The organism is Halobacillus sp. HZG1, from assembly GCF_035818575.1.
Taxonomy (GTDB): domain Bacteria; phylum Bacillota; class Bacilli; order Bacillales; family Halobacillaceae; genus Halobacillus; species Halobacillus litoralis.
This window is the reverse complement of the sequence record NZ_JAYLVQ010000029.1, coordinates 1-22,685: the sequence shown is the minus strand read 5'-3', so window position 1 is coordinate 22,685 and position 22,685 is coordinate 1. Positions and strand designations below refer to the sequence as shown.

23 protein-coding genes are annotated in these 22,685 nt (G+C 42.7%); 7 read left to right on the top strand and 16 right to left on the bottom strand.

Annotated features, from left to right (window positions below):
- Positions 1-40 precede the first annotated feature (40 nt).
- Positions 41-3,394 carry a DNA polymerase III subunit alpha gene (gene dnaE / locus VKA52_RS04070; protein WP_326314283.1) on the bottom strand — a complete coding sequence of 1,118 codons (3,354 nt, stop codon included), beginning with the start codon at positions 3,392-3,394 and terminating at the stop codon, positions 41-43.
- A 130-nt stretch (positions 3,395-3,524) separates the two neighbouring features.
- Between dnaE and VKA52_RS04065 the strand changes: the two genes are divergently transcribed.
- Positions 3,525-3,857, top strand: coding sequence for a YtrH family sporulation protein (locus tag VKA52_RS04065; RefSeq protein WP_160916224.1), 333 nt, complete (start codon positions 3,525-3,527; stop codon positions 3,855-3,857).
- Positions 3,857-4,354, top strand: a complete 498-nt coding sequence (gene ytrI, locus VKA52_RS04060) for a sporulation membrane protein YtrI (protein WP_160916226.1) — start codon at positions 3,857-3,859, stop codon at positions 4,352-4,354. Before VKA52_RS04065 ends, ytrI begins: the two co-directional genes overlap by 1 nt.
- Before the next feature lie 14 nt (positions 4,355-4,368).
- Here the strand turns inward: ytrI and VKA52_RS04055 are convergent, their stop codons facing one another.
- On the bottom strand, positions 4,369-5,328 hold the full coding sequence (locus tag VKA52_RS04055) for a DHH family phosphoesterase (protein ID WP_326314282.1): 960 nt from the start codon (positions 5,326-5,328) through the stop codon (positions 4,369-4,371).
- Positions 5,329-5,447: 119 nt separating this feature from the next.
- Between VKA52_RS04055 and VKA52_RS04050 the strand changes: the two genes are divergently transcribed.
- Positions 5,448-5,750, top strand: a complete 303-nt coding sequence (locus tag VKA52_RS04050; protein WP_160916230.1) for a YtpI family protein — start codon at positions 5,448-5,450, stop codon at positions 5,748-5,750.
- Positions 5,751-5,786: 36 nt separating this feature from the next.
- Here the strand turns inward: VKA52_RS04050 and VKA52_RS04045 are convergent, their stop codons facing one another.
- The 7 genes from VKA52_RS04045 to VKA52_RS04015 all read right to left on the bottom strand — a co-directional run bounded on the left by VKA52_RS04045 (position 5,787) and on the right by VKA52_RS04015 (position 12,024).
- Positions 5,787-7,100, bottom strand: a complete 1,314-nt coding sequence (locus tag VKA52_RS04045; protein WP_326314281.1) for a DRTGG domain-containing protein — start codon at positions 7,098-7,100, stop codon at positions 5,787-5,789.
- Between the two features lie 146 nt (positions 7,101-7,246).
- On the bottom strand, positions 7,247-7,927 hold the full coding sequence (locus VKA52_RS04040) for a metal-dependent hydrolase (protein ID WP_326314280.1): 681 nt from the start codon (positions 7,925-7,927) through the stop codon (positions 7,247-7,249).
- A gap of 29 nt (positions 7,928-7,956) precedes the next feature.
- On the bottom strand, positions 7,957-9,504 hold the full coding sequence (locus VKA52_RS04035) for a polyamine aminopropyltransferase (protein WP_326314279.1): 1,548 nt from the start codon (positions 9,502-9,504) through the stop codon (positions 7,957-7,959).
- Between the two features lie 84 nt (positions 9,505-9,588).
- The gene (locus VKA52_RS04030) at positions 9,589-9,984 is read right to left on the bottom strand and encodes a DUF350 domain-containing protein (protein ID WP_160916238.1); all 396 of its coding nucleotides are present in this window, start codon (positions 9,982-9,984) and stop codon (positions 9,589-9,591) included.
- A 14-nt stretch (positions 9,985-9,998) separates the two neighbouring features.
- On the bottom strand, positions 9,999-10,670 hold the full coding sequence (locus tag VKA52_RS04025; RefSeq protein WP_326314278.1) for a DUF4247 domain-containing protein: 672 nt from the start codon (positions 10,668-10,670) through the stop codon (positions 9,999-10,001).
- A 157-nt stretch (positions 10,671-10,827) separates the two neighbouring features.
- Positions 10,828-11,499 carry a PspA/IM30 family protein gene (locus VKA52_RS04020; protein WP_160916242.1) on the bottom strand — a complete coding sequence of 224 codons (672 nt, stop codon included), beginning with the start codon at positions 11,497-11,499 and terminating at the stop codon, positions 10,828-10,830.
- Between the two features lie 12 nt (positions 11,500-11,511).
- On the bottom strand, positions 11,512-12,024 hold the full coding sequence (locus VKA52_RS04015) for a DUF4178 domain-containing protein (protein WP_206947593.1): 513 nt from the start codon (positions 12,022-12,024) through the stop codon (positions 11,512-11,514).
- A 222-nt stretch (positions 12,025-12,246) separates the two neighbouring features.
- Between VKA52_RS04015 and VKA52_RS04010 the strand changes: the two genes are divergently transcribed.
- Positions 12,247-13,215 (top strand): bile acid:sodium symporter family protein, encoded by a 969-nt coding sequence (locus VKA52_RS04010; protein WP_326314276.1) that lies wholly within the window; start codon positions 12,247-12,249, stop codon positions 13,213-13,215.
- Between the two features lie 241 nt (positions 13,216-13,456).
- On the opposite strand, the gene ald is transcribed toward VKA52_RS04010, so the two are convergent.
- Together ald and VKA52_RS04000 are read right to left on the bottom strand one after the other, a co-directional pair.
- A complete protein-coding gene (ald, locus tag VKA52_RS04005; protein WP_326314275.1) occupies positions 13,457-14,569 on the bottom strand; it encodes an alanine dehydrogenase in 1,113 nt (370 codons plus the stop codon).
- 152 nt (positions 14,570-14,721) lie between these two features.
- Positions 14,722-15,480, bottom strand: a complete 759-nt coding sequence (locus VKA52_RS04000) for an SDR family oxidoreductase (protein WP_326314274.1) — start codon at positions 15,478-15,480, stop codon at positions 14,722-14,724.
- 86 nt (positions 15,481-15,566) lie between these two features.
- Between VKA52_RS04000 and VKA52_RS03995 the strand changes: the two genes are divergently transcribed.
- Entirely contained in the window at positions 15,567-16,898 is a 1,332-nt protein-coding gene (locus VKA52_RS03995) for a purine-cytosine permease family protein (RefSeq protein WP_326314272.1), read from the top strand.
- 18 nt (positions 16,899-16,916) lie between these two features.
- Here the strand turns inward: VKA52_RS03995 and VKA52_RS03990 are convergent, their stop codons facing one another.
- Positions 16,917-17,039, bottom strand: coding sequence for a hypothetical protein (locus tag VKA52_RS03990; protein ID WP_326314271.1), 123 nt, complete (start codon positions 17,037-17,039; stop codon positions 16,917-16,919).
- Positions 17,040-17,156: 117 nt separating this feature from the next.
- Here VKA52_RS03990 and VKA52_RS03985 point away from each other — a divergent pair, with 117 nt between their 5' ends.
- Positions 17,157-17,621 (top strand): universal stress protein, encoded by a 465-nt coding sequence (locus VKA52_RS03985; RefSeq protein WP_326314270.1) that lies wholly within the window; start codon positions 17,157-17,159, stop codon positions 17,619-17,621.
- 22 nt (positions 17,622-17,643) lie between these two features.
- Here VKA52_RS03985 and VKA52_RS03980 read toward each other — a convergent pair whose 3' ends face one another.
- The 4 genes from VKA52_RS03980 to VKA52_RS03965 all read right to left on the bottom strand — a co-directional run bounded on the left by VKA52_RS03980 (position 17,644) and on the right by VKA52_RS03965 (position 21,390).
- Complete coding sequence (locus VKA52_RS03980) at positions 17,644-18,156, bottom strand: MogA/MoaB family molybdenum cofactor biosynthesis protein (protein ID WP_326314268.1); 513 nt, start codon at positions 18,154-18,156, stop codon at positions 17,644-17,646.
- Positions 18,157-18,990: an EcsC family protein gene (locus VKA52_RS03975; protein WP_326314267.1), complete on the bottom strand. Its 834-nt coding sequence runs from the start codon at positions 18,988-18,990 to the stop codon at positions 18,157-18,159.
- Between the two features lie 93 nt (positions 18,991-19,083).
- Entirely contained in the window at positions 19,084-20,274 is a 1,191-nt protein-coding gene (locus VKA52_RS03970) for an acetate kinase (protein WP_160916260.1), read from the bottom strand.
- A gap of 123 nt (positions 20,275-20,397) precedes the next feature.
- Positions 20,398-21,390 (bottom strand): class I SAM-dependent methyltransferase, encoded by a 993-nt coding sequence (locus VKA52_RS03965; RefSeq protein ID WP_160916262.1) that lies wholly within the window; start codon positions 21,388-21,390, stop codon positions 20,398-20,400.
- 262 nt (positions 21,391-21,652) lie between these two features.
- Here VKA52_RS03965 and VKA52_RS03960 point away from each other — a divergent pair, with 262 nt between their 5' ends.
- Positions 21,653-22,456 carry an NAD kinase gene (locus tag VKA52_RS03960; protein WP_326314265.1) on the top strand — a complete coding sequence of 268 codons (804 nt, stop codon included), beginning with the start codon at positions 21,653-21,655 and terminating at the stop codon, positions 22,454-22,456.
- The last annotated feature ends 229 nt before the right edge of the window (positions 22,457-22,685 follow it).

Sequence of the window (22,685 nt, the reverse complement as noted above, 5' to 3'; positions counted from 1 at the left end):
ATATAGAGTGTAAAGAAATACAAAAATCCGGACTGAGCTTTTATTGTTCTGCCCCATCTTTCACAGGCCTGACAGCTACAGATGACTCCCCGAAAAATTCATTCAATTTCCCCATCGAGACATCATTGAGTTCAAGACAATAGGTATCATCCAGTTTATAAGTCACGCGATCTTCGGATCGAAAAATGAAGATTGGTGTATTCCCCGGGAAATATTCAGCAAGCTTTTTCAATTTTTCTATGGAATAGTGTTCATGGTCTTCCGTCACCTTTATAAAAAGCCGTTGCTTTTTTTCACCTGGTACATCATTCATACCTAAAGGGTTCGCATGATTAATGATCAATTGTTTCTGTCCTTTTCTTTCATCAATTTTCCCCTTCACGTGCACCAGCATCTGTTCTTTCACCCATACTTTTATATTTCGATAAGCTTCCGGGAAAAGGACCGCATCCATCTCAGCCGTTTCATCGCTGATCGTTAAGAATGCCATAGGGTCGCCCCGTTTCGTACGTATTTCACGTAGACCATCAATTACCACGGCAACCTCCACCTGTCTCTTCGTCAAACGTTGAGCCTCTCGCAGTGGAAGAACACCCTTCTTATCAAGGTCTTTCCTTTGGTGACCCAAGGGGTGTTGAGACATGTATGTGCCCAACACCTCTTTTTCCATCGACAAACGTTTCAAAGGAGGGAAAGGTTCCACTTCCACCATTTCCATATCCAATTCATTACCAAAGAAGCCAGGTTGATCTTGAAACTCCTTAAAGAGCTCTCCCTGTTCTAAAGCTTGATCGATGCTTGCAAGAACAGTCGCTCTATTTTGGTGTAGATCGTCGAAGGCGCCCGCAAGAACAAGGGATTCAATGACCTTCCTGGGAACAAGCTTTCCATCGACACGCAAACAAAAATCGTTAAGGTTACGAAAAGGCCCCTTTGCTCTCTCTTCAATAATCGCTTGAGCTGCCTGGTAGCCCACCCCTTTAACAGCAGTCATTCCAACTCTTATTTCTCCAGAGTCATCAGTGTTCAGGGCTTGACTTCTATTCACAGATGGAGCTTTCACCTTCACTTTCATATCTCTGGCTTCACGAATATACATCGTCATCTTTTCATGATCTCCTAGATGAGCATTCATCAATTCTGCCATAAAGTAAGAAGGGTAATGAACCTTCATATAAGCTAATCTGTAGGAAATCAAGCTGTAGGCAACCGCATGGCTTCTGTTAAAGCCATAATTGGAGAACTTTACAATCCAGTCAAATAACTGGTGTGCAATTGAATCCACATAGCCTTTCGACTTACACCCCTGAATAAACCTCATCCGTTCTTCCTCTAAAACATCGGCTTGCTTTTTACTCACCGCACGCCTTAATAGATCGGCTTCCCCTAAGGAATATCCAGCAACTCGACGAGCGACTTCCATTATTTGTTCTTGATAAACCAACACGCCGAAAGTATGGGCAAGAATAGGTTTTAAGTCAGGATGTGGATACTCAATATTCTTCTGGCCATGCTTCCTTTCAATATATAAAGGGATGTATTCCATCGGTCCTGGTCTATAAAGAGCGTTAACCGCGACAACATCTTCAAAATGACTTGGTTTTAAACGTTGCAGTACATTCTTCATTCCTTGAGACTCCAATTGAAAAACCCCATTGGTTCTACCTTGTTTCAATAGATCAAACGTCAGATGATCATCAAGCGGTATACGACTGATTGAAAAGTCCTTTTGACGATATCTTTTAACTTTCTGTTCCATCCTTTCCAGGAAAGAGAGGTTACGGAGACCGAGAAAATCAATCTTAAGAAGTCCTACTTTCTCAAGGTCACCCATTGCATATTGGGTTAAGGATACAGGACCTTGACTCTTCAAAAGCGCTGTATATTTCACAAGTGGCTCTTCACTTAAAACAACACCCGCTGCATGGGTTGATACATGCCTTGGAAGTCCTTCCAGCTTCGTAGCCACTCGGAACAACAACTTTAAACGATCGGAGTTTCTAATGTATTCTTTTAACTCCTCCGATTTCTTCACGACTTCCACAAGTGACGAAGCGGTGGTTTTAGGGATTTGATGAAGAATGAAGGATGCATCACTCTCATCTACTTTCAATACCTTGAACAACTCTCTCAAGACACTCCTTGCGGCAAACGTACCAAATGTACAAATCTGAGCCACGTGGTCGCTCCCATATTTCTCAGCAACATAGGAGATTACCTCGTCCCTACGGTGATCAGGAAAATCAATATCTATATCCGGCATCGTGATTCTTTCGGGATTGAGAAATCGTTCGAATAACAATTGATACGCTAAAGGATCGACCTGAGTAATCCCAAGCAAGTATGAAACAATAGAGCCAGCGGCAGATCCACGCCCTGGGCCGGCGTGAATACCATTTTCTCTCGCATAACTAATGAAATCCCATACAATTAAAAAATAATCGCTGAAACCCATTGAAGATATGATAGACAATTCATGATTCAGTCTCTCCACCGCTTGTTGACGATTCTTCGTGTCGTATTTTAGAGACAAAGTTGATTCACAAAGCTGCCGCAAGTATTCATCCGAGCTTTTATTTTCCGGGGAAGGATAGGATGGAAGCAGTTGTCTGTTCAATTCCAAATCAACCTGGCATGCATCCACAATATCTTCCGTTGCTATTAGAGATTCCGGCCACCATTCTCCGAAAAAACCTTCCATTTCTTCTTGAGACTTAAGATAGTGGTGATGGTCATTGTTTTCAGGGCTATAACGTGCCCCTTCATCAATCGCACGTAAACATTGGAAAGCATCTGCATCCTCGCGGTTCAAATAACGCACATCACCTATGGCCACGACTTTCATTCCGTTTTTACTCACCCATTCTCTTAATGGTGTATGTAATTGGCGTTCCGAATGAAGATCACGATCCTGGATACTTAGATAGAAACGATGTTGTCCTAAAAGATCCAACCAACGTTCTCTAGACGTCTCTATTTTGTCAGTCATGCGATTAGAGATCGACTCCGCCCACGGGGAACTCGAAGTCATTTGGATGAAAATCAACCCTTCTTTGTACCCGGCCAACTGCTCAAGCGTTAAGTTTTCCTTTTCTGTTTGTACGATTGTACTTATTTCGAGGAGGTTGTGGTAACCCCTGGTTGTTTCCGCCAACAAAATCATCGGAAAGGAGAATGTTTGATCCACGACAGAGGTTTTCATACCAATGATTGGCTTTAATCCCTCGTTCTTACATTCCTCATAAAAAGAGACCGCTCCGCTCATCGTATCCTGATCAGTAAGGGCAACAGCTTCAAACCCTGATTCTTTGGCTGACCGAACAAGGTCCTTGATTTTAATCGTGCTGTTCATCAAGCTATACCCTGATTGCACATTCAAATGGGTAAACGTCATTTCGCACACCTTCTTTCATGTAAATTATAGCTACTCTGGAGATAGGATGAAAGCCTTCTGCATAAAGAGAGGGTCGTAAGAATAATGGTTAGGTAAGAGACTATTTTCAGATAGCGAAAAGAGGGACAAGATGGAAGATCGTTTAGTCATATCCATGATCCAATGCTTCTTTATCGCGTTCGGGGTAATTGTCGGCGGGACTATTATCGGTAGTATAGGAAGTTTTTTGACAGGAGAAGCCGCTTTGACATCCATGTTCCGGATCGCAAAAGGGCTGAGGATTTGGGCCATTGTCGCTGCCATCGGCGGAACATTTGATGCCATAAGCAACTTCGAAAAAGGAATCTTTGATGGTTCCACTTTTGATATCTTCAAGCAGGTGATGATCATTGTCGCTGCCATGGGTGGGGTGAAAACAGCGCTGCTTCTTTTTGAATGGTTATTGGGTGATGAGGTGATATAGTGCACTTTCCTGCCTACCATAAAAATAAGGAATGGAGACGTTTCTTTGCAGGTCTTGTATTAGGAGCAATTATTGGTTATTCCTTTTTCATTTACGTTCATGGTCAACTGCAACAAAAATACACAGAAGAACATATCGAAATGACAGCCCGCCTAAGTGAATGGGAAGCTAAATATGAAACACTTCTGAACAATCAGGATCAAGGGTCAGAAGGCAAGCCCATGAGTGTCAAAGAAATAAGCGTGGTGTTTACAAATGCAAAAAAACTGGAGATCGATCTGTTGACCCAACATCAGCTGAATGCCTTAGTCAAAGATCAACTGGTGACTGTATCGGGTAAGGATGTCTCCATCGTTGCTGATCAAGTGGATCTCATCATCTCGACGATTGAAAACAAAAACTATGTGGTCGATGATTTCACTTATGAGTTGAAGGTGACGAGATTAATTGTCTCTGAAACCATGAATTTGCACCTCGAAATCAAATTGAAACGATAAAAAGCAGAGCAGGCTTAGTTTGCCTGCTCTTTTTTATACTTCAGACATACTGCTTCAAGTTCTTTTGCGATTTCAGCGGTTTCGTCCCATGAAGAAGCAGAAGCACCTGAAGCCATCGGATGACCTCCTCCATTATGGTTGGCTGCAATTCCATTAATCACTGGACCTTTCGAACGTAACCGGACACGGATGGTATCTTCTTCCTCCACGAAAAATGCCCATGCAAGCATCCCTTCTATATCTCCCAGCAAACCTACGAGCTGACTCGTTTCTGACGGTGAAACGTTAAACTGATCCAACGTTTTGCGATCCAGACGGATGGTTGAATAACCAGCATCATGAACGGTGAAATTCTGCAAAACATATCCTTTTAACTTGGCGACATGAACAGGCGTCTTATACATTTCGTTGTATAATGATGGTCGATCAAACTCAAAATTCACAAGGTCAGCTGCATAAGAGAGCGTCTGTTTCGTCGTACTTGGAAAGAGGAACCGACCCGTATCTCCTACAATTCCTGCATAGAGAAGTCGAGCGGCCTCATCAGTAAGAATCAACCCTTCTCCTACAAATTCAGCGTACAATTGATAGATCATTTCTGAAGTGGAACTTGCTGCTGTATCCACCCACTGGATATCCCCATACGCATCTACTTCGGGGTGGTGGTCGATTTTCACTAAAAGATCTCCCTGGTCATAGCGCTGATCATCTATACGAGCCTGATTCGCAGTATCGCATACAATCGTAAGAGATCCTTTGAAAGCTTCATCAGGTACTTCATTCATCGTTGCCAGAAATTCCAGGGAAGGTTCAGATGTACCTGTGATAAACACTTGTTTTTGCGGGAATGTGGCTTTAATTATTGTTGCTAAACCAGCCTGAGATCCATAGGCATCCGGATCTGGACGCACATGACGATGGATGATGATCACTTCATAATCTTTAATCGCTTTTATAATGGCCTTCTTATTCATAAAAAGGTCCTCCTCTTTTGTATTCCGTGTCAATGAATCATAGAATTCTCTGTACAGGTAGCCTTTTCTGTAGAAACAAGCTACAATAAAAGGGAAAATTAAACGCAGGAGTCGATCAAATGATTATTTTCCCGATCCTTATATTAGTCTCTTTTGTGCTCTACATTTACTACAAGGTCATGATTATTCGTTCTAATGATCCACTTACTCAAGAATACTTAAATAGTAAATCCAAGCTTTTCCTTGGAAGTTTCATTTTCTTCTTTGGAATTAACCAGTATGTATTCTATCAAACGAAACTTTCACTCTTTGTAGGCCTTGTATTCATTGCTCTTGGTATTTTCCAAGCTCGTTTGGGATGGAAAGCAAGCAAACACTACCAGGCAGAGTTTCAAAAACACCGGACAAGCCCTCAATCATGAATTCTAAGAAAAGTCGCTGTTGTTCAGCGACTTTTTTTATCGGTCGATGAGCTGAGCCATAAGAAGGGCTTTCCCAACAATTGATTTCCCATGGTGAACCTCGATATCGACTTTGGCAAATTTCCTACCGACCTCCAAAATTTGCGGACGCACTTCGATATCACTTTCGATTTGAACAGGTTTAATAAAATAGACAGAAATGTTTTCTACAACAAGATCGCCCTTTTTATACTTTCTTAATAACCTACTTGAGGCTTCTGTGATTAACGAAATAAAAACACCATAAGACATTGTTCCAAGTGGGTTCGTCATTTGGGGAGTTACTTTCGTCTGCCACACAGGGTTTGAGTCGTCTTCTGTAATAACCTCCATGCGATTTGTGGCCAGATCATCTATCGTTTCGCCTACCTGAGGCTGCCTCTGGATATGCTGCAAGGCTTTTAACACATCCTGACGAGAAATGATCCCTTGCAGTTTTTGTGAAGGATCGACAACGGGCATCAGCTCAATCCCTTCCCAAACCATGACATGGGCAGCATTCGCAAGGGAGGTTTTGGCATGAACAGTCATCGGGTTTCGAGTCATGACTTTTTCAATCCTTGCCTCCTTATCTTTTCCAATTACATCTCTTGACGTAACGATACCGACTACACGATTCTGCTGATCTACAACCGGATAGCGGCTATGGCCTGTGGCTGCGTTAAATTCATGCCATCTGGCAACGGAATCTGATGCTTGCAGAAACTTTGAATCTTCATAGGAAGTATAGATATCATCGACAAGCACAATTTCTTTTTTTATTAATTGATCATAAATCGCTCGATTGATCATCGTTGCGACGGTAAAAGTATCATAACTGGTAGAGATGACAGGGAGCTTCTTCTCGTCAGCCAGCTTTTTGACCGTCTCACTTGTATCGAAACCACCCGTAATTAAAACGGCTGCCCCCTCTTTCACAGCAAGCTCATGTGCATTTGTCCGGTTTCCCACAATAAGAAGAGAACCCGCTTCTGTGTACCGCATCATCGCTTCAAGCTTCATCGCACCTATGACAAATTTACTTAGAGTTTTATAAAGACCTTCTCGTCCACCAAGTACTTGACCATCAACGACATTCACAATTTCAGCAAATGTTAATTTTTCTATGTTTTCTTTTTTCTTCTTTTCAATTCGGATGGTACCGACCCGTTCCATGGTGCTGACAAGGTCTTGATTCTCCGCTTCTTTGATAGCCCTGTAGGCTGTACCTTCACTGACATTCAATGCTTTCGCTATTCTTCTGACAGATATTTTACTGCCGACCGACAGGGATTCTATATGTTCAAGAATCTGTTCATGTTTTGTTGCCATACGCCCACCAATCTTTCTAACTGTACTAATCCAATCTCGTATAATTGTTATTATACAGTTGATACAGATCATCCGCAATTTCTTCCTGAAGTTTCAGAAAAAGCCGTTTGTCATAGAGTAGACAAACGGCTTTGAATATCCTGGTCTTATAGCTCGATGGATTCTCCCGGCTTTAAAGCCTTTCCTTTACCTGGTTTCACTTCATGAGCAAAGGCATCCCCATCCTGGGCAATTAAATCAAAGGTGTTGTAGTGAACAGGCACAACCTGTTTCGCTTGAATCCACTCAGCAGCCACCAGCGCATCAGATGGCCCCATCGTGAAATTGTCCCCAATAGGGAGGAAAGCAAGATCGATTTCGTTCCGTTCCCCAATCATTTTCATATCAGAGAACAATCCGGTATCTCCGGCATGGTAAATGGTCTTTCCATCAATCGTTAGTAAAATTCCTGTTGGCATTCCTGTGTACACGATCGTTCCATCTTCTTCTTGATAAGAAGAACCATGAAAGGCCTGGGTGAATTTCACATGTCCAAAGTCGAATTCATGACCTCCACCGATATACATAGGGTGAGCGTTCAGTCCTTTATTTCCAAGGTAAGTTGCTAACTCGAACGGAGCGATGACTTGAGCATCATTTCTTTTTGCAATTTCAAATGTATCCCCAACGTGATCGTTGTGACCATGAGTAAGCAGAATCACATCTGCTTTTACTTGGTCAGCATCCAGATCTGTATTCCCGTTGTCCGAAATAAAAGGATCAAAAAGAATCGTCTTTCCATTGGCTTCAACCTTCACAACGGCATGACCATGATAAGAAACTTTCATCCATAACACTCCTTTTAAACATTGCTTATTTAGTAATTACGCCAAGCTTTTTCATACTTCTGAATAAGGTGTGGGTTGATGAGAGTATTGGGTTCCAACTTGACCACTTGTCCTTCTCCATTCAAGATTTCCCCATCTTCATCTTTTCCAAACACTGTCATAGATTGAAAAACTTCCTCTGTTAGAAATTCCGTTTCCACAGTAAATTGGACTTCTTCGACCTCCAACGGTTCTCTTGAGGCCATAATGAATCCCCAATTACCAAAGCTCGGAACATCGACGTGGAAATTTTCGGTGTAAAGCCCTGTAGAGGCTACCGTTTCATTAATTGTCCAGTATACTTCTGTCGCAAAAAGAGGACTTGTCGCCTGAATCATCGCTGCCCCTCCAGGGGACAGATGGTTTCTCACTAAAGAATAAAACTCCCGGGTATAGAGTTTGTTCAGGCTTTCGTTATTCGGATCTGGGAGGTCAATAATAATGACATCATACATTTGATCCGCATTCTCCAAAAACTTGAAAGCGTCTTTGTTTAATACGTTAACTCTCGGGTCATCTAGCGCACCCTTATTTACTTGCAGTAGATGGAAATTGGACCGAGCAAGGTTTGTAACAGCAGGGTCAAGGTCGACGAGCGTAATCCCTTTGATCCCCTGGTACTTCAACAACTCATTAGCCGCAATCCCATCCCCCCCTCCGAGGATAAGTACATGTTCATGTTTTTCAGAAAGAGCGACAGGAGGGTGAACAAGTGTTTCATGGTAGCGGTGTTCGTCTGTTGAACTGAACTGTAATGATCCGTTTAAAAAAAGACGTGTGTCTCCCTGCTCCTTTGTAAGTACGATCCGTTGGTAAGCACTCTCTTCCATATGAATAATCGGATCTTTATACAGCTTCTGTTCGAACGAAAAGGCCATTTCTTCACCGAAGAACAACCCACCAATAAGAAGGACGCCGATGATAATGGCACCTGTCAAATGGATAGAGAATTTCTTAATTTCAGAGCGGAATAGATACAAAACTAAAACAGCAACGGCTAAGTTGATACATGCCACAAAAAAGGCGCTTTTCACCATACCCATTTGAGGCCGGAGATAGAAAGCAAACAGGAGACCACCAATCAATCCACCTGCATAGTCAGAAAACAATACTCTCGCCGTGCTCCTGTTGAGCTCTACACCTATTTCATTTGCCTTTCTGATAAGAATAGGCAACTCAAGACCGGTCAGTGCACCAATGGTGAATGTCACTAGATATAAGAACAGAGCATCCGTTCCCGCAGGAGCAAATGCTGTCATACCAAACATCGTGAAACTTGAGAATCCTCCAATTAAAGCCACCATGAATTCAATCCAAATGAAGGTGACAATCAGCTGCTTCATTACTCTCTCACTTATACTCGCACCAATCCCCATTCCGGTAAGGAACAGGCTGATCGTCAATGTGTACTGCTTCACACCATCACCGAGAATGTAAGAACCGAGCGCACCAAATAAAACTTCGAAAATAATACCACATATGGAAACAATGCCTGAGGCCCAGTATATAAAATGACTTTTTCTAATATTCGCTTCCACTTTGTTCACTCCACTTAAACTTGAATGTTAAAAAGCCACTATGAGAATGGTTCATAGTGGCTTCTCTCAGCTATTTCAAGGGCGTTATGTAATCGACGCACCAATAACGAAGGCCAAACCGATTGATACCCCCATCGTAATGATTCCGACCGCTGTATTATTTTCCTTTAACTTCGTTTCTACAGAAAATTTACGTGTGAATAATTCAAATAATAGGTAGGCAATCATTTGAAGGACAACTCCGTACGCCCCCCATATCAACGTATCCCATACAGTGAAACTATGATAGATTGCAAAGGAGAGGACAATACAGATGCCGATAATTTTCCCTGCGATCGACATGGCAACAGCCTGGTTGCCTTGCTTTACCTCTTCCCAATCCTTATACTGCCTTGTTAACCATTCGAAAATAACCAATCCAATTACAACAATCACAACCGCCATTACAAAATAGCCTAACGTAGCCAAAAATGGTTCCATCATGATAACCTCCTTTATTTTCCTGTACCTGGTCCTCCACCACGATTGGATGACCCTCTCATAGAAGTGGTTCCACCTGAGTTATAATTCCCGTACATCCCATATCCACCATAACAGTTCCCGGTTTGCTGGCAATTCGCTCTACGACGCTCATACCAGTCATTAGACCCCAACGAACGGTTAAGAATAGATCCTAAAAATAAACCACTAAAAAAGCCGGGAGAGTAATGATTTCTTACAAAATCATCAGATGCAAGTTCAATCGTAATGACCCCGGGTTCCTCCGTACTTTCCTGAAGGATAACAAAATGATCAGGATATATGAGCGCCTGTTTATTTTCCTGCCTCTCACTTATTTCTTCTGGAGGAATAGCTGAGGTCAAAGAATCTGAGACCTCGGTTAACGTCAATTGTTTTGTCATATAAATCCTGGAGATGCCCTGTTCGGATCGGACTGTATCCAATAAAGGGAAATGATTCTGAACCAGTGATTCGATATCATTGGTCCCTGAATTTTCTAATCCATTTAGTATCTCTGAACGGTCAGGCTCTGAAGGGAGTTCACCATATGTATCTTCTGTATAAGACCCAGACATTCCTCTTTGGTCATTTCCACCGAATACATTGAACAACAAGAAAAAGGCAATGATTCCTACGACTATGATCCCTGCATAATCTTTCAACACACATCCTCCTTTCACATAACAATCGCTCAGGTCACACTGAGCGTAAAGCGATGTCTCTATTGAGGCAATCCATCCAACACTCGAAATATGTTATATTTCCAGTCCTTAAAACAGCCGTGCCTGACCACTTGGCCAGGCACGAGTGTTGGACCAGAGATTACTCTTTGTTCATCTTTTTCTTCAGTGCTTCCAACTCATTATCCACACTATCTTTATTATCCAAGTCTTCGAATTCATCGTCCAAGGAACGGCTCTCTGAAGACATATCCTCACTTGTTTCAGCTTCTGCTTCATAGTGCATAACTTTTTCTTCCATACGTTCAAAACCTTGTCGTGACTGATCCCCACCAATGTTTGACATGGTGCGATTCATCTTCGTGCGCGTTTTCGCAGACTCGGCACGTGCCTTCAAGGAATCTTTCTTTAACTTCATTTCCTGATATTCCTTCTTCATTTCATCCAGCTTTTGACGAAGGTTATTCGCATCCTGCTGAGCACGCTCCCAGGAAGCCTTGAATTGATCCGCTTGATCCTGATGGTTCTTCTTATCTTCCAGAGCACGACGGGCTAAATCTTCATTCCCTGCCTCAATCGCTTTTTCTGCCTGCTGCATGCGCTTATCTACAAGAGCCTGAGAGTCGTCGTATTTTCGTTTCAACATTTTTTCATTAGCAATCTGCTTAGCTACCGCACTTTCAGCTTCACGGATATCATTCTCCATATCACGCATGAATTGATCCAGCATTTTAACAGGGTCTTCTGCTTTATCCAACATGGCGTTCAACTCTGAACCTACGACTGTTTTTACACGATTAAAAAATTTAAACATTTTTCTTCCTCCTTATTTTGAACCTGCCAGGATTTTAATTTCATATGCTTCAATATCAAAACCTACACTGGCTTCTACTTCACTGCCCCAGGATTCGAGGCTGAGATACGTTTCTTCATCTTCCGAAATATACTCCGCATATCGGGAGGTACGTCCATTAATGTTTGTACTTCTCCCTTCTCCTGTTACGCGCGCTTCTCCTTCTTCATCTTTAAAGAAGTTTTGGCCCTCATACTCGAGTTTTTCAGGGAAGGGCAGGGATACAGGGAGTTTGACTGTCTCATACACGCCTAGTTCCAGCTCATCATCCATTTCTGCTGCCAGCCACTTTGTTTGATTCCCTTCCAATAGCTGATAAGAAAACCATTCATAACCACCGTCACGATAAGTAATCTTACCGACTACTTCGTAATCCACAAGATCGTATGTGACAATGTCCCCGACTTGGATATTCAAAGGGGTTCGCTCTTTCACTTCTGGTGTCTGCTTCTCATTTTTTGAAAACAATCTAGAAAAGAAACCCAAATCTTCACCTCTCCTTCAACTATGACCCTGTGTACCTGTATGTACGTGTGATGCTCTTAAAAGGTTTCACTTTTTCTTTTTATTTTACGCAGGATCTACAAGAATCTCAAACCTTGGGCCATTTCTTGCTTTTTTTCATTTTTTTCTGGTCTATCATCCTTTGTTTTTTCTGAAAAGAGCGTATAATCAGAAAATATATTTTTACATAAGGAGTTGAATCATATGAAAACATTAGAAAAAGTAAGTCAATTTGCAGGCAGCACTTTCGCGGTCTGGGTCCTCGTTTTCGCGGCCTTATCTTTTTTTATCCCAGGAGGATTTACGTGGATCGCCCCTTATATTGTTCCCCTATTAGGAATTATCATGTTCGGGATGGGCTTGACTCTATCTAAACAAGACTTTCAGGAGGTTTTCAAACGGCCAAAAGATGTGGCGGTCGGTGTAGGAGCCCAGTTTACACTTATGCCTCTTCTCGCTTTCCTATTAGTGACGATCCTTCCCGTTTCACCAGAAGTAGCGGTCGGTGTCATTCTTGTAGGATGTTGTCCGGGTGGGACTTCTTCCAATGTTATGACTTACCTTTCAAAGGGCGACACAGCTCTGTCCGTTTCTGTTACAGCCGTATCCACTCTGCTTGCTCCTCTTTTCACCCCGTTCCTGGTGTGGGTGTTTGCAAGCCAGTGGCTCGCGGTTTCCGCAGGAGACCTTTTTGTCTCTATCGTTAAAGTCGTTCTTGTACCGATTGTTTTAGGTCTGATCGTTCAATCCATCTTCAAGAAAAGAGTGCAGGCAACCGTCAAGGTCGTGCCACTTGTATCGGTAATTAGTATCGTAGCCATCGTTGCTGCAGTCGTAAGTGTCAATCAATCTCAGATCGCAGAGACAGGAGCCGTCATCTTCGCAATCGTTGTCGTCCATAACCTGCTCGGTTACCTGACTGGCTATGGTTTAGGGAGGTTGTTCAACATGGAGCCTGCAAAACAACGAGCCATTTCCATTGAGGTTGGTATGCAAAACTCCGGTCTTGGGGCATCTCTCGCGGCTGTTCATTTTAACCCGCTCGCTGCCGTACCCAGTGCCATTTTCAGTGTTTGGCACAACATTTCAGGACCTATCATTGCAACCATCTTTAGAAAACAAAAAGGGGCTGACACAGAAGATACTAACCAGAATCATATTAAATCGGCTTAAAGAAATACCTGAGGAAGCAACGATGCAACTAAAACTCCCTATACTTGAAGACTCAGTTTCGAGATGTTTGTGTGTTTCTAGGGGCTCCCGCGGAAAGCGAGTTATTCCCCGCAGCCCCCGTCCACTCAAAAAACATCTCGATACTGAGTCTTCCACATTCCTGCTATATTGCGTAGGAAGAAGGGGTGAGGAATATAAAAAAGCGTGGACATAAAGTCCGCGCTTTTTGAAAGATAACTGATTAAAAAAGTTGCTTGGCCTCTGTGAACTCAAGACCTTGCGCTTCTGCCACCGCTTTGTAGGTCACATGACCATCCAGCGTGTTCAGGCCCTTATAAAGCGCATCGTTTTCCTGACAAGCCCTCACATAGCCCTTATTCGCTAACTGAAGAGCGTAAGGAATCGTTACATTCGTTAACCCGATTGTGGACGTCCTGGGAACAGCTCCCGGCATGTTCGCTACTGCATAGTGAAGCACGCCATGCTTTTCATAAGTGGGATCATCATGAGTGGTAATTCGACCAGTGGTTTCAAAAATGCCCCCCTGATCAATGGCTACATCTACAATGACGGAGCCTTCTTTCATAGATTTGACCATATCTTCTGTAACAAGGCTTGGCGCTTTAGCTCCAGGAATAAGGACAGCTCCAATAACAAGATCAGACTCTTCCAAGGCCTCTTGAATATTAAGCGGATTTGACATCAAGGTGTTGATATCAGAACCAAAAATATCATCAAGCTGACGCAGGCGTTCAGGGTTGAGGTCAATGATGGTGACATCCGCTCCTAGTCCCATAGCGATTTTTGCAGCATTTGTTCCTACAACTCCACCACCGATAACAGTGACTCTCCCGCGCCTTACACCAGGGATGCCTCCTAACAGGATCCCTTTTCCACCTTTGGATTTCTCAAGATATTGTGCACCGATTTGGGATGCCATTCTTCCAGCTACTTCACTCATCGGTGTCAAAAGTGGTAAAGAGCCGTTCGGTAATTGGACGGTCTCATAAGCAATTGAAACCACTTTCTTATTCACGAGAGCCTTCGTCAATTCAGATTCCGGCGCTAAGTGTAAATAAGTAAATAGGATTAAACCTTCATAAAAATAGTCATACTCTTCCGGAACCGGTTCCTTCACTTTCATAACCATTTCCTGACTCCATGCTTTCTGAGCGGACTCAACGATTGTAGCCCCCGCTTCCCTGTACTGATCATCGGTGAACCCTGAACCTAATCCTGCATGGGTTTCTACAAACACTTCATGTCCTCCGTTGGTTAAGCTGACCACACCTGCAGGAGTCATAGCTATACGATTCTCATTATTTTTGACCTCTTTTGGTACTCCTATTTTCACCGCAACCCAGCCTCCTTGTTCCACATATGATTAATACTTCCTCTTTTTGTGCTTATCATACAGGTTAACCGAAAATCTAAGAAAGCCCTTTCATTGTACCAAATCTTTCACTCGTGATGAAGATACTCTGACATTCAGCCCACCCTTTGTCTTTACCGATGCCTGTGAATAACGTCCAATCCACCGGTGACTTCATAGATCGTACCCGTAATCATATCCGAATCTTCATGACATAAAAAGTCGATGGTCCGTGCTACATCTTCCCCTGTTCCCGGCCTCCCGATCGGGGTTTCTTCATCCTTGCTTTTTCTGCTCACCTCTATACAGGCTTCCTTCCACTCTCCTGTTATGTTTCCCGGACATATCATATTTGATGTGATGCCATATTCTGCTTCTTCATAAGCAATGGTTTTAGTCAGGGATACAAGACCAACTTTTGCTGCTGCGAAAGCAGAACGATAGATCCACCCGGAAGCAGATTGCGCACCCTGAAATCCATAATTAATGATCCTTCCGAAATTTTGCTTTCTCATATGAGGAACAATAGCTTTCATCAGATAAAACACAGCGTCAAGATTTCCTCGAATCATCGAATTCCATTCCTCTTCTGTATAGTCCATCAGTTTTTTGCGTTCAAAAATATATGGTCCAGCATTGTTAATCAGATAATCTACTCTTCCAAAGCGCTTTATTGTATTTTCGGTAAGATGATGAATATCCTCTTTGACTGTCACGTCAGCCTGTATAATTTGTATTCTGTCATGATCCATTGGGAAATCATCCAGTAAAGAGAGGGCTTTAGCTTCGTCGTTTTTATATGTAACGGTAATGGAATGATTCTGGTTCAGCATGTGCTCAGCTACTTTCCTGCCCAGCCCCTTGGTGCCTGCTGTAATCAGAGCATGTCTCATTTTCCAAACCTCCTTAAGATTCTATTTTCATTTACACTTGTGTCACCTTTCTGTACAATGATTGGGTCAGAAAGGACGTGAATGTTTTGAAAGCTTATGCTCCACGGAAACGTGTAATCGAACAATATGGATTAGAAGCTGTCCCCGCCGATAAACGGGATACACCCTGGTACCGCTTTGCTTTCATTCAGATTGCCATCGCTGCCAATGCAGGTAATTTCCTCGTTCCCGCATTGGCTGTCTTGGAAGGTGGACTTTCCTTCTGGACAGGTGTCATCTCCACTAGTATCGGGGCCATCCTCGGCTTTTTACTTGTATCCTTTTTATCTTTACCAGGCGCAAGACTCGGCATCCCGGCCCAATATGCATTACGTACAATCCTTGGAGTAAATGGAACCCGCTTTTTATCCGCACCGATTCGAAGTCTCACTTCCCTATATTGGTTCAGTGTACAAACCATCGGCGGTACATATGTCATCCAACAACTGATTTTACGTTTAACTGGTATAAATCTCCCGTTCTGGGTCTATTCCATTCCGTTGTCCATTCTCATGGTTACACTTGCGATTGTTGGTTTTAATGCGGTAAAAAAAGCGATGAGCTATTTTTTACCTTTATTGCTCATTGGAGAGGCAACAATCTTGTATGTTTACTTTACTACAAATGTAACACCTGGTTCACTGATGATGCTTCAAAGTGGAGGCTTGGGAGGCTCCTTTCCCTCTATGTTATTTTTTGCAAGCCTTGCCTTTGTTCAATATGTATCAGGCGTCAGTGCATCTGCTGACATGACGAGGTACGCAAAGTCCCCTTCCCATGGATTTTACGGGCTACTCATAGGAAATGGAATTGGATTTTTTATTACAGCCGTCATCGGATGTGCATCCGCCTATCTTTTTCAGGATATCAACCCATATGTATCATCGACGGACTTGACGGATTCCCCGATTTTTATAACGATCATTACAGCGACAGCCATCGTTTCTATGATCAGTATTAATGTCAGTAATGCTTATACAGGTGGATTCAGCCTTTTAAATACCTTTCCAAAACTCTCAAGAGTTCAAGCGGCCGTTGTTTTCGGCTCAGTAGGTGTGCTCCTTAGTGGTTTTCCCACCCTTGTAAATGAAGCCGAATCCTTCATCTCCTTACTTGGCGGGTTAATCATTCCAATCTCAGCTGTTATTTGCAGTGATTACCTAATTGTAAAAAGAATACATTTGGACGAAGAAGATCTGATCCTATTAACGAAGCCACGGTATGTGAACATCTTGGCTATGGGAGTGATTATGGGAGGGAGCCTTCTTTATTTCCTTCTTCCTGAATCGTGGTCTCCGGGATTCTTAACTTTCCTGGTGATCTTCACGCTTTACCCATTTTTAAAAAAGAAAGTTAAATCAAGGACCCCAACAGCATAAAGCTGTTGGGGCTTTTTGTTAGCGTTTATCTTTTTTCTTACTTCCAGATTGGTAACTCTCATTCATGGACTGCATGAGTTGCTGATCCTGTTCTTGTTCCATTTCTTTTTCTCTTTCAATTGGATTTTTAGGTTTCTTCATGTGACCACCTCCCTGTTTACTTTTCGCAAAATTGTTATAATTATGCTCGATTCGTCCGTCTAACCAATAAACAGTCGTGATATAATAAAAATATAGAAATGAGAGGAGGCATCCAGCATGACTTTTGAATACAAAGATATTGTTGTGGCGGTCGATGGTTCTGTAACGGCAGAAGTTGCATTTAATAAGGCTATTGACATTGCGAACCGTAACGAGGCGAAGCTGGTTTTAGCTCACGTGGTGGACACCCGTGCCTTTGCGACCGTAGAAGCCTATGACCGTTCCCTAGCCATCCGGGCGGAACAATATGCGACCGAATTATTAAATGACTACCAGGAAAAAGCAGAAAAAGCCGGTGTAAAAAATGTAGTGGTTGACATTGAATACGGTTCTCCAAAAGTAAAAATTGCTAAAGATGTCGCTCCGAAATATAATGCCGATCTGATTATCTGTGGCGCAACCGGCTTGAATGCGATGGAACGTTTCTTTATCGGCAGTGTATCCGAACACATAACAAGATACGCTACCTGCGATGTACTTGTTGTTCGCCCTGATGAAACAGAAGAAACCCAAGACAAATAAAAGAGCCCGGATGCGGGCTCTTTTATTTGTCTTTATTCAGTTCACCAATTATGTGTGGAAGTTCAGGAAGAATTAATCGATTCATCGCGAGTTTTACAGCACCAGAAGAACCTGGAGTAGAGAAAATAGCCGTTCGTCCGGATAATCCAGCGATCGCCCGCGATAAGATTGCCGCAGATCCAATATCCTCTTTGTAGCTAAGCATTCTGAAGATTTCTCCGAAACCTGGCATCTCTTTATCCAGTATTTTTTCTATCACTTCAATCGTTACATCTCGTTTGGCAACCCCTGTACCGCCGTTTATTAAAACGGCATCGATTTTGGGATCATCCACGCCTCGCTTCACATAGTCATGAATTTGACTTTGTTCATCTTTTACAATATGGTATTCACCCACCGAGTGACCTTCTTTCGTCAGCGTATCGATCATCAGCTTACCACTTTTGTCCGTTTTTTCTGTACGTGTGTCGCTCACTGTGAGCACAAGGCAGGAAATTGAATTTGCTGCGCTTTCTTTATGTTCCTTTACGGCCAATTAAGATGCTCCTTCCTTGTTCATAAGGTGACGGTATTGATAAAACTTCATAGCGAACTCTGTCACTTGTTTTGTTAAATGATAATTCGAATAAGCACCGATCGCAATACTGATGAATGGAAGACCTTGAACAAGTTTTTTCCTGAACATGAGGATGAATAAGGATTTAAAGCACTGTTTCACCGGTTGTTCCATCCAACCTTCATCGGTCAATTGATCCTCCCCTGCAAAGATAAAAGGATGCTCTTTCTTTTTCACTTCTTCGATCAACTCATTCCACGCACCCGCTTTTAGTCTTTTCGGCAAGGTAGCGGCATGAAAAACCTTGAGAGAAATCATCATTTCGTAAGGGTGGTTCATCTCATGACCAAAGGTTAACCCAATCAGCTGAATGGCTCTTAAATTCATTAACATCATCAAAGGATAATCCATCCCTAAGAAAAGCCATCCACCAGCCCCTGTCAAGCCGCCCTGTGCAAATGAGTACAGGCGCCCCCGAGCCATCTGCTGCTCGGCTATGTAGGTCAACTGTTCAACGGTCAGCTCTGTCTCCATATCTTCAATTTTTTCAATCTGATTCGAAAAAATCCGTCCCACCGTTAGAATCCGTTCTCTCGCCTCATATTGATAAGAGGTACCTTGTAAAAAAGCATGGGTATGAAAAAACCAGGCATCTAATTTTGAGAAAAATGCTTTTTTCACTTGAGGATCCACATTCATCAGACTTTGTTGAACCCAATGATCATAAACCATTTCAAAATCATTCGGCTGATACTGTTGGTATTGCTCTAACCATGTTTTTAATTCCGTACGTATGCGGTGGTGGTGTGACAAAGCGCTCCCTCCTCGTCTTTGTTCCTTACCATATATTGTAGACTGAAAGCTCAAAAAAAAGCAATTGCACCTAGGGCACAATTGCTTTTCCTATTATAGTCCTTTTTCGACGGTGTCACGAGCAATCATGACTTCTTCGTTTGTAGGAATAATCATGACCTTCACAGGGGAGTGAGGGTAGTTTACAAATGCTTCTTTTCCACGAACTTTGTTAAGGGCAGGGTCCCAGTACACGCCCATGAATTCAAGCCCTTTTAACACACGTTCACGCATCGTAACACTGTTTTCACCTACACCAGCTGTAAAGATAATTCCATCAATGCCGTGCATACGAGCTGCATAAGAACCGATATATTTATGAATACGTGCAGCAAACACTTCTAGAGCAAGCTCGGCACGCTCGTCCCCATTTTCTGCACGCTTCTCAATATCTCTCAAGTCACTGGAGAAACCAGAAAGCGCAAGCATACCACTTTCTTTGTTCAATACATTCATGACTTCATTCGCTGTTTTACCTGTCTTCTCCATGATGAATGGAATCAATGCAGGGTCGATGTTACCTGAACGCGTCCCCATTGTAACCCCAGCAAGTGGTGTGAAGCCCATAGATGTATCAATAGACTTGCCGCCTTCAATAGCTGCAATACTGGCACCATTACCCAGGTGGCATGATAGAAGACGAAGTTCTTCCACTGGGCGTCCCAACATCTCAGCAGCACGCTCTGAAACATACTTGTGAGAAGTACCATGGAAACCATACTTTCGGATGCCATAGTCTTCATAATACTCATACGGCAGGCTGTACAGGTAAGACTGCTCAGGCATGGACTGGTGGAAGGCAGTATCAAATACTGCTACGTGAGGTACATTCGGAAGCACTTCACGGAAAGCATTGATTCCAGTCAAGTTTGCAGGGTTATGCAATGGCGCCAAGTCTGATACTTCCTCAATTTCTTGGATGACTTCATCCGTGATGAGTACAGATTCGCTGAAACGCTCGCCTCCGTGAACGACACGGTGACCGACACCATTGATCTCATCTAGAGAATCAATGATTCCATTCGCTGTCAATTTATCAAGAAGCATTTTTACAGCTTCTCCGTGATCAGGGATATCTGTTACAGTTTCATCTTTTTCATCATTTACTTCAATAGTAAATACCGCATCATTCAAGCCGATACGCTCGACTAGACCTTTGGTAATTACAGTTTCTTCAGGCATTTCAATCAGTTGGAATTTCAGTGATGAACTACCTGCATTTATAGCAAGAATTTTATTACTCAACGTTGCTCATCCCCTTAAAATATAGGTTCGTAATTTTCTACCACTACTATTTAATCACCCGTTATCATCGATTTCAAGGTCACTGAGCTATGATAACGTTTACTTGTTATATTCGTTATTTTCTCACAATTGTGTGCTTTTATATTCGTCGAACCATTGGTTCATCTGTGTCAGGATATCCGCCATCCCATTCGGGTTCTTAAAAGAAGGGAGTTTGGCCAACAATGCTTGTTTCGGAGCCTTCGTTCCCTGTCCTTTCTTCTGTAAAATCAAAATGCTCTTTCCATGCTTTTCATCTTTGAATAAGCTATCGGAAAGCTGCAGCATTCCCACAATATGAGCATGCTCACGTAAAAAAGCATTCAAAGCCTTAGACTGCTCACTCTCAAAAAGGAAGTTCGGGACAATGAACATAAGGAAGCCGCCTTCTTTTGTATAATTCAATCCCTGTTCTATAAACAGATGATGGGCATAGGATAAGCCTTCATCCGCTTTCAGTTTATACCTTGCCGCTTGAGCGTCATCAGGATAATAGCCTACAGGAAGGTCAGCCAAAACAAAATCGACAGGCTCCATTAAGAAAGGGGCCAGGCTGTCCTGATGGAAGAATTCAATTTCATTTTTTTGCAGGTTGGCATTCGCAACAGCAAGCTGGATAAGCGTTGGGTCAACTTCACTGGCATACGCTTGCAGCGACATATCCAGCTGGTTCATAACGGATGTCATTAGATTTCCGCTTCCCGACGCTGGATCGAAAAGTTTCAAGCTTTCTCTTCCTTCAAATAATTTGGAAGCCAAATACCCCATAAACATGGCAACAGAGTCTGGTGTGATGAGGTGTTGCTGCTGAGTAGCTCCTTTCATTCCTTTTAGAATGGCAAGCTGAACCGCTTTTCTTATTTCTTCTTTTTCGAACTCTTCTTTTTTCACTTTCAGCAGTTCATTCGTGAGAAAGGTCTGCAAAGCATCTCCCATGTCGTCAAAGGGCTGTCCATTGAACAGAACATCCATTGTTTCTGCAATTGCTTCTAAATAAGTGATATTCAAGTCTTCAGATATGACCGTTGACGTATCATCGATCCATTGAAATAGTTTTTCCACTTGTTCCTGCTTCATAATCATTCTCCTTAAAATATAATTACGCTTTCATACCTGGTAAACTTCCTCGTACCAAATCAAAAGAAATTGACGCAGCTGTCTGTTTAACTCAAACATGATGCGCCAATCTTCGTTTACGTTTTCATCTATATCCACCATATCGAATTACACCCTTCAATTCAACAATGTTAAACTTTCCCGATTTGTTTGAAAATTGTGTGCGGTTTCAAGAATGAAATGATAAAATGACATCAAGCTATACATAAAAGGAGGATGCTAGATGAACGACCAACGAAGAAATTTATACTTTTTTTATCAACAAACCGAAGAATTAAATGATAAATTGGAAGCATTATTCCAACTGGCACGCGACAATGATTTTCATATCGTCGAAGATTCCACAGATGCTAACATCATCATCGCTGTAGGCGGCGATGGCACCTTCTTGCAAGCTGTCCGCAAAACGGGCTTCCGTCAAGACTGCCTGTATGTTGGGATCCGGACCGGGCATGAAGCAGGTCTTTACTGTGACTTTGACATCGATGATCACGATGAAATGATTGATGCGATGAAGAATTCTGAAGTTGAAGTCCGCCGTTTTCCCGTCATTGAAACAACGATTAATAATGAGTCTACCTTCATGTGTTTGAATGAATGCAGCGTGCGCTCGACATTGATCAAATCCATCGTCATTGATGTCCACATCGATGATCTCCATTTTGAAACGTTCCGTGGAGACGGTTTAATTATTGCCACTCCTACTGGAAGCACCGCTTATAATAAATCCATCAACGGTGCGGTGGTGGATCCGAAGCTTCCTTGTTTCCAAATCAGCGAGCTTGCTTCTCTCAACAATAATCGCTACCGCACACTCGGCTCTTCCTTTATTTTAAGCGGAGAACGGTCATTAAAGCTCAAAGTCCGGCAAGATGGAAATGACTATCCTATTATTGGTATGGATAATGAGGCTTTCTCCGTTCGTAACATCCAAGACGTTACCATCAACCTCAGCGAGAACGTTATTAAGACCGTCAAACTTAAAAATAATACGTACTGGGACCGTGTAAAACGTACGTTCCTGTAATCTCTTCTAAAAAGGAACTTCCGAGACATCGGAAGTTCCTTTTTTTGTTTAAAATATATCTACTACACAAAAGCTCCCTTTAGTTGAAGACTCAGTTTCGAGACGTTTGTTGAGTGGATGGGGGCTGCGGGGAATAGCTCGCTTTCCGCGGGAGCGCGGTGAGCCTCCTCGGACTGCGTCCTGTGGGGTCTCACCAAGCACTTTTTTCCCGCAGGAGTCTCGCCATTCC

What these genes read in the sequence shown, in the direction of transcription:
- dnaE (WP_326314283.1), bottom strand. Translation starts at nt 3,394, where the DNA reads ATGACGTTTACCCATTTGAATGTGCAATCAGGGTATAGCTTGATGAAC.
- VKA52_RS04065 (WP_160916224.1), top strand. Translation starts at nt 3,525, where the DNA reads ATGGAAGATCGTTTAGTCATATCCATGATCCAATGCTTCTTTATCGCG.
- VKA52_RS04055 (WP_326314282.1), bottom strand. Translation starts at nt 5,328, where the DNA reads ATGAATAAGAAGGCCATTATAAAAGCGATTAAAGATTATGAAGTGATC.
- VKA52_RS04050 (WP_160916230.1), top strand. Translation starts at nt 5,448, where the DNA reads ATGATTATTTTCCCGATCCTTATATTAGTCTCTTTTGTGCTCTACATT.
- VKA52_RS04045 (WP_326314281.1), bottom strand. Translation starts at nt 7,100, where the DNA reads ATGGCAACAAAACATGAACAGATTCTTGAACATATAGAATCCCTGTCG.
- VKA52_RS04040 (WP_326314280.1), bottom strand. Translation starts at nt 7,927, where the DNA reads ATGAAAGTTTCTTATCATGGTCATGCCGTTGTGAAGGTTGAAGCCAAT.
- VKA52_RS04030 (WP_160916238.1), bottom strand. Translation starts at nt 9,984, where the DNA reads ATGGAACCATTTTTGGCTACGTTAGGCTATTTTGTAATGGCGGTTGTG.
- VKA52_RS04020 (WP_160916242.1), bottom strand. Translation starts at nt 11,499, where the DNA reads ATGTTTAAATTTTTTAATCGTGTAAAAACAGTCGTAGGTTCAGAGTTG.
- VKA52_RS04010 (WP_326314276.1), top strand. Translation starts at nt 12,247, where the DNA reads ATGAAAACATTAGAAAAAGTAAGTCAATTTGCAGGCAGCACTTTCGCG.
- VKA52_RS04000 (WP_326314274.1), bottom strand. Translation starts at nt 15,480, where the DNA reads ATGAGACATGCTCTGATTACAGCAGGCACCAAGGGGCTGGGCAGGAAA.
- VKA52_RS03990 (WP_326314271.1), bottom strand. Translation starts at nt 17,039, where the DNA reads ATGAAGAAACCTAAAAATCCAATTGAAAGAGAAAAAGAAATGGAACAA.
- VKA52_RS03985 (WP_326314270.1), top strand. Translation starts at nt 17,157, where the DNA reads ATGACTTTTGAATACAAAGATATTGTTGTGGCGGTCGATGGTTCTGTA.
- VKA52_RS03965 (WP_160916262.1), bottom strand. Translation starts at nt 21,390, where the DNA reads ATGAAGCAGGAACAAGTGGAAAAACTATTTCAATGGATCGATGATACG.
- VKA52_RS03960 (WP_326314265.1), top strand. Translation starts at nt 21,653, where the DNA reads ATGAACGACCAACGAAGAAATTTATACTTTTTTTATCAACAAACCGAA.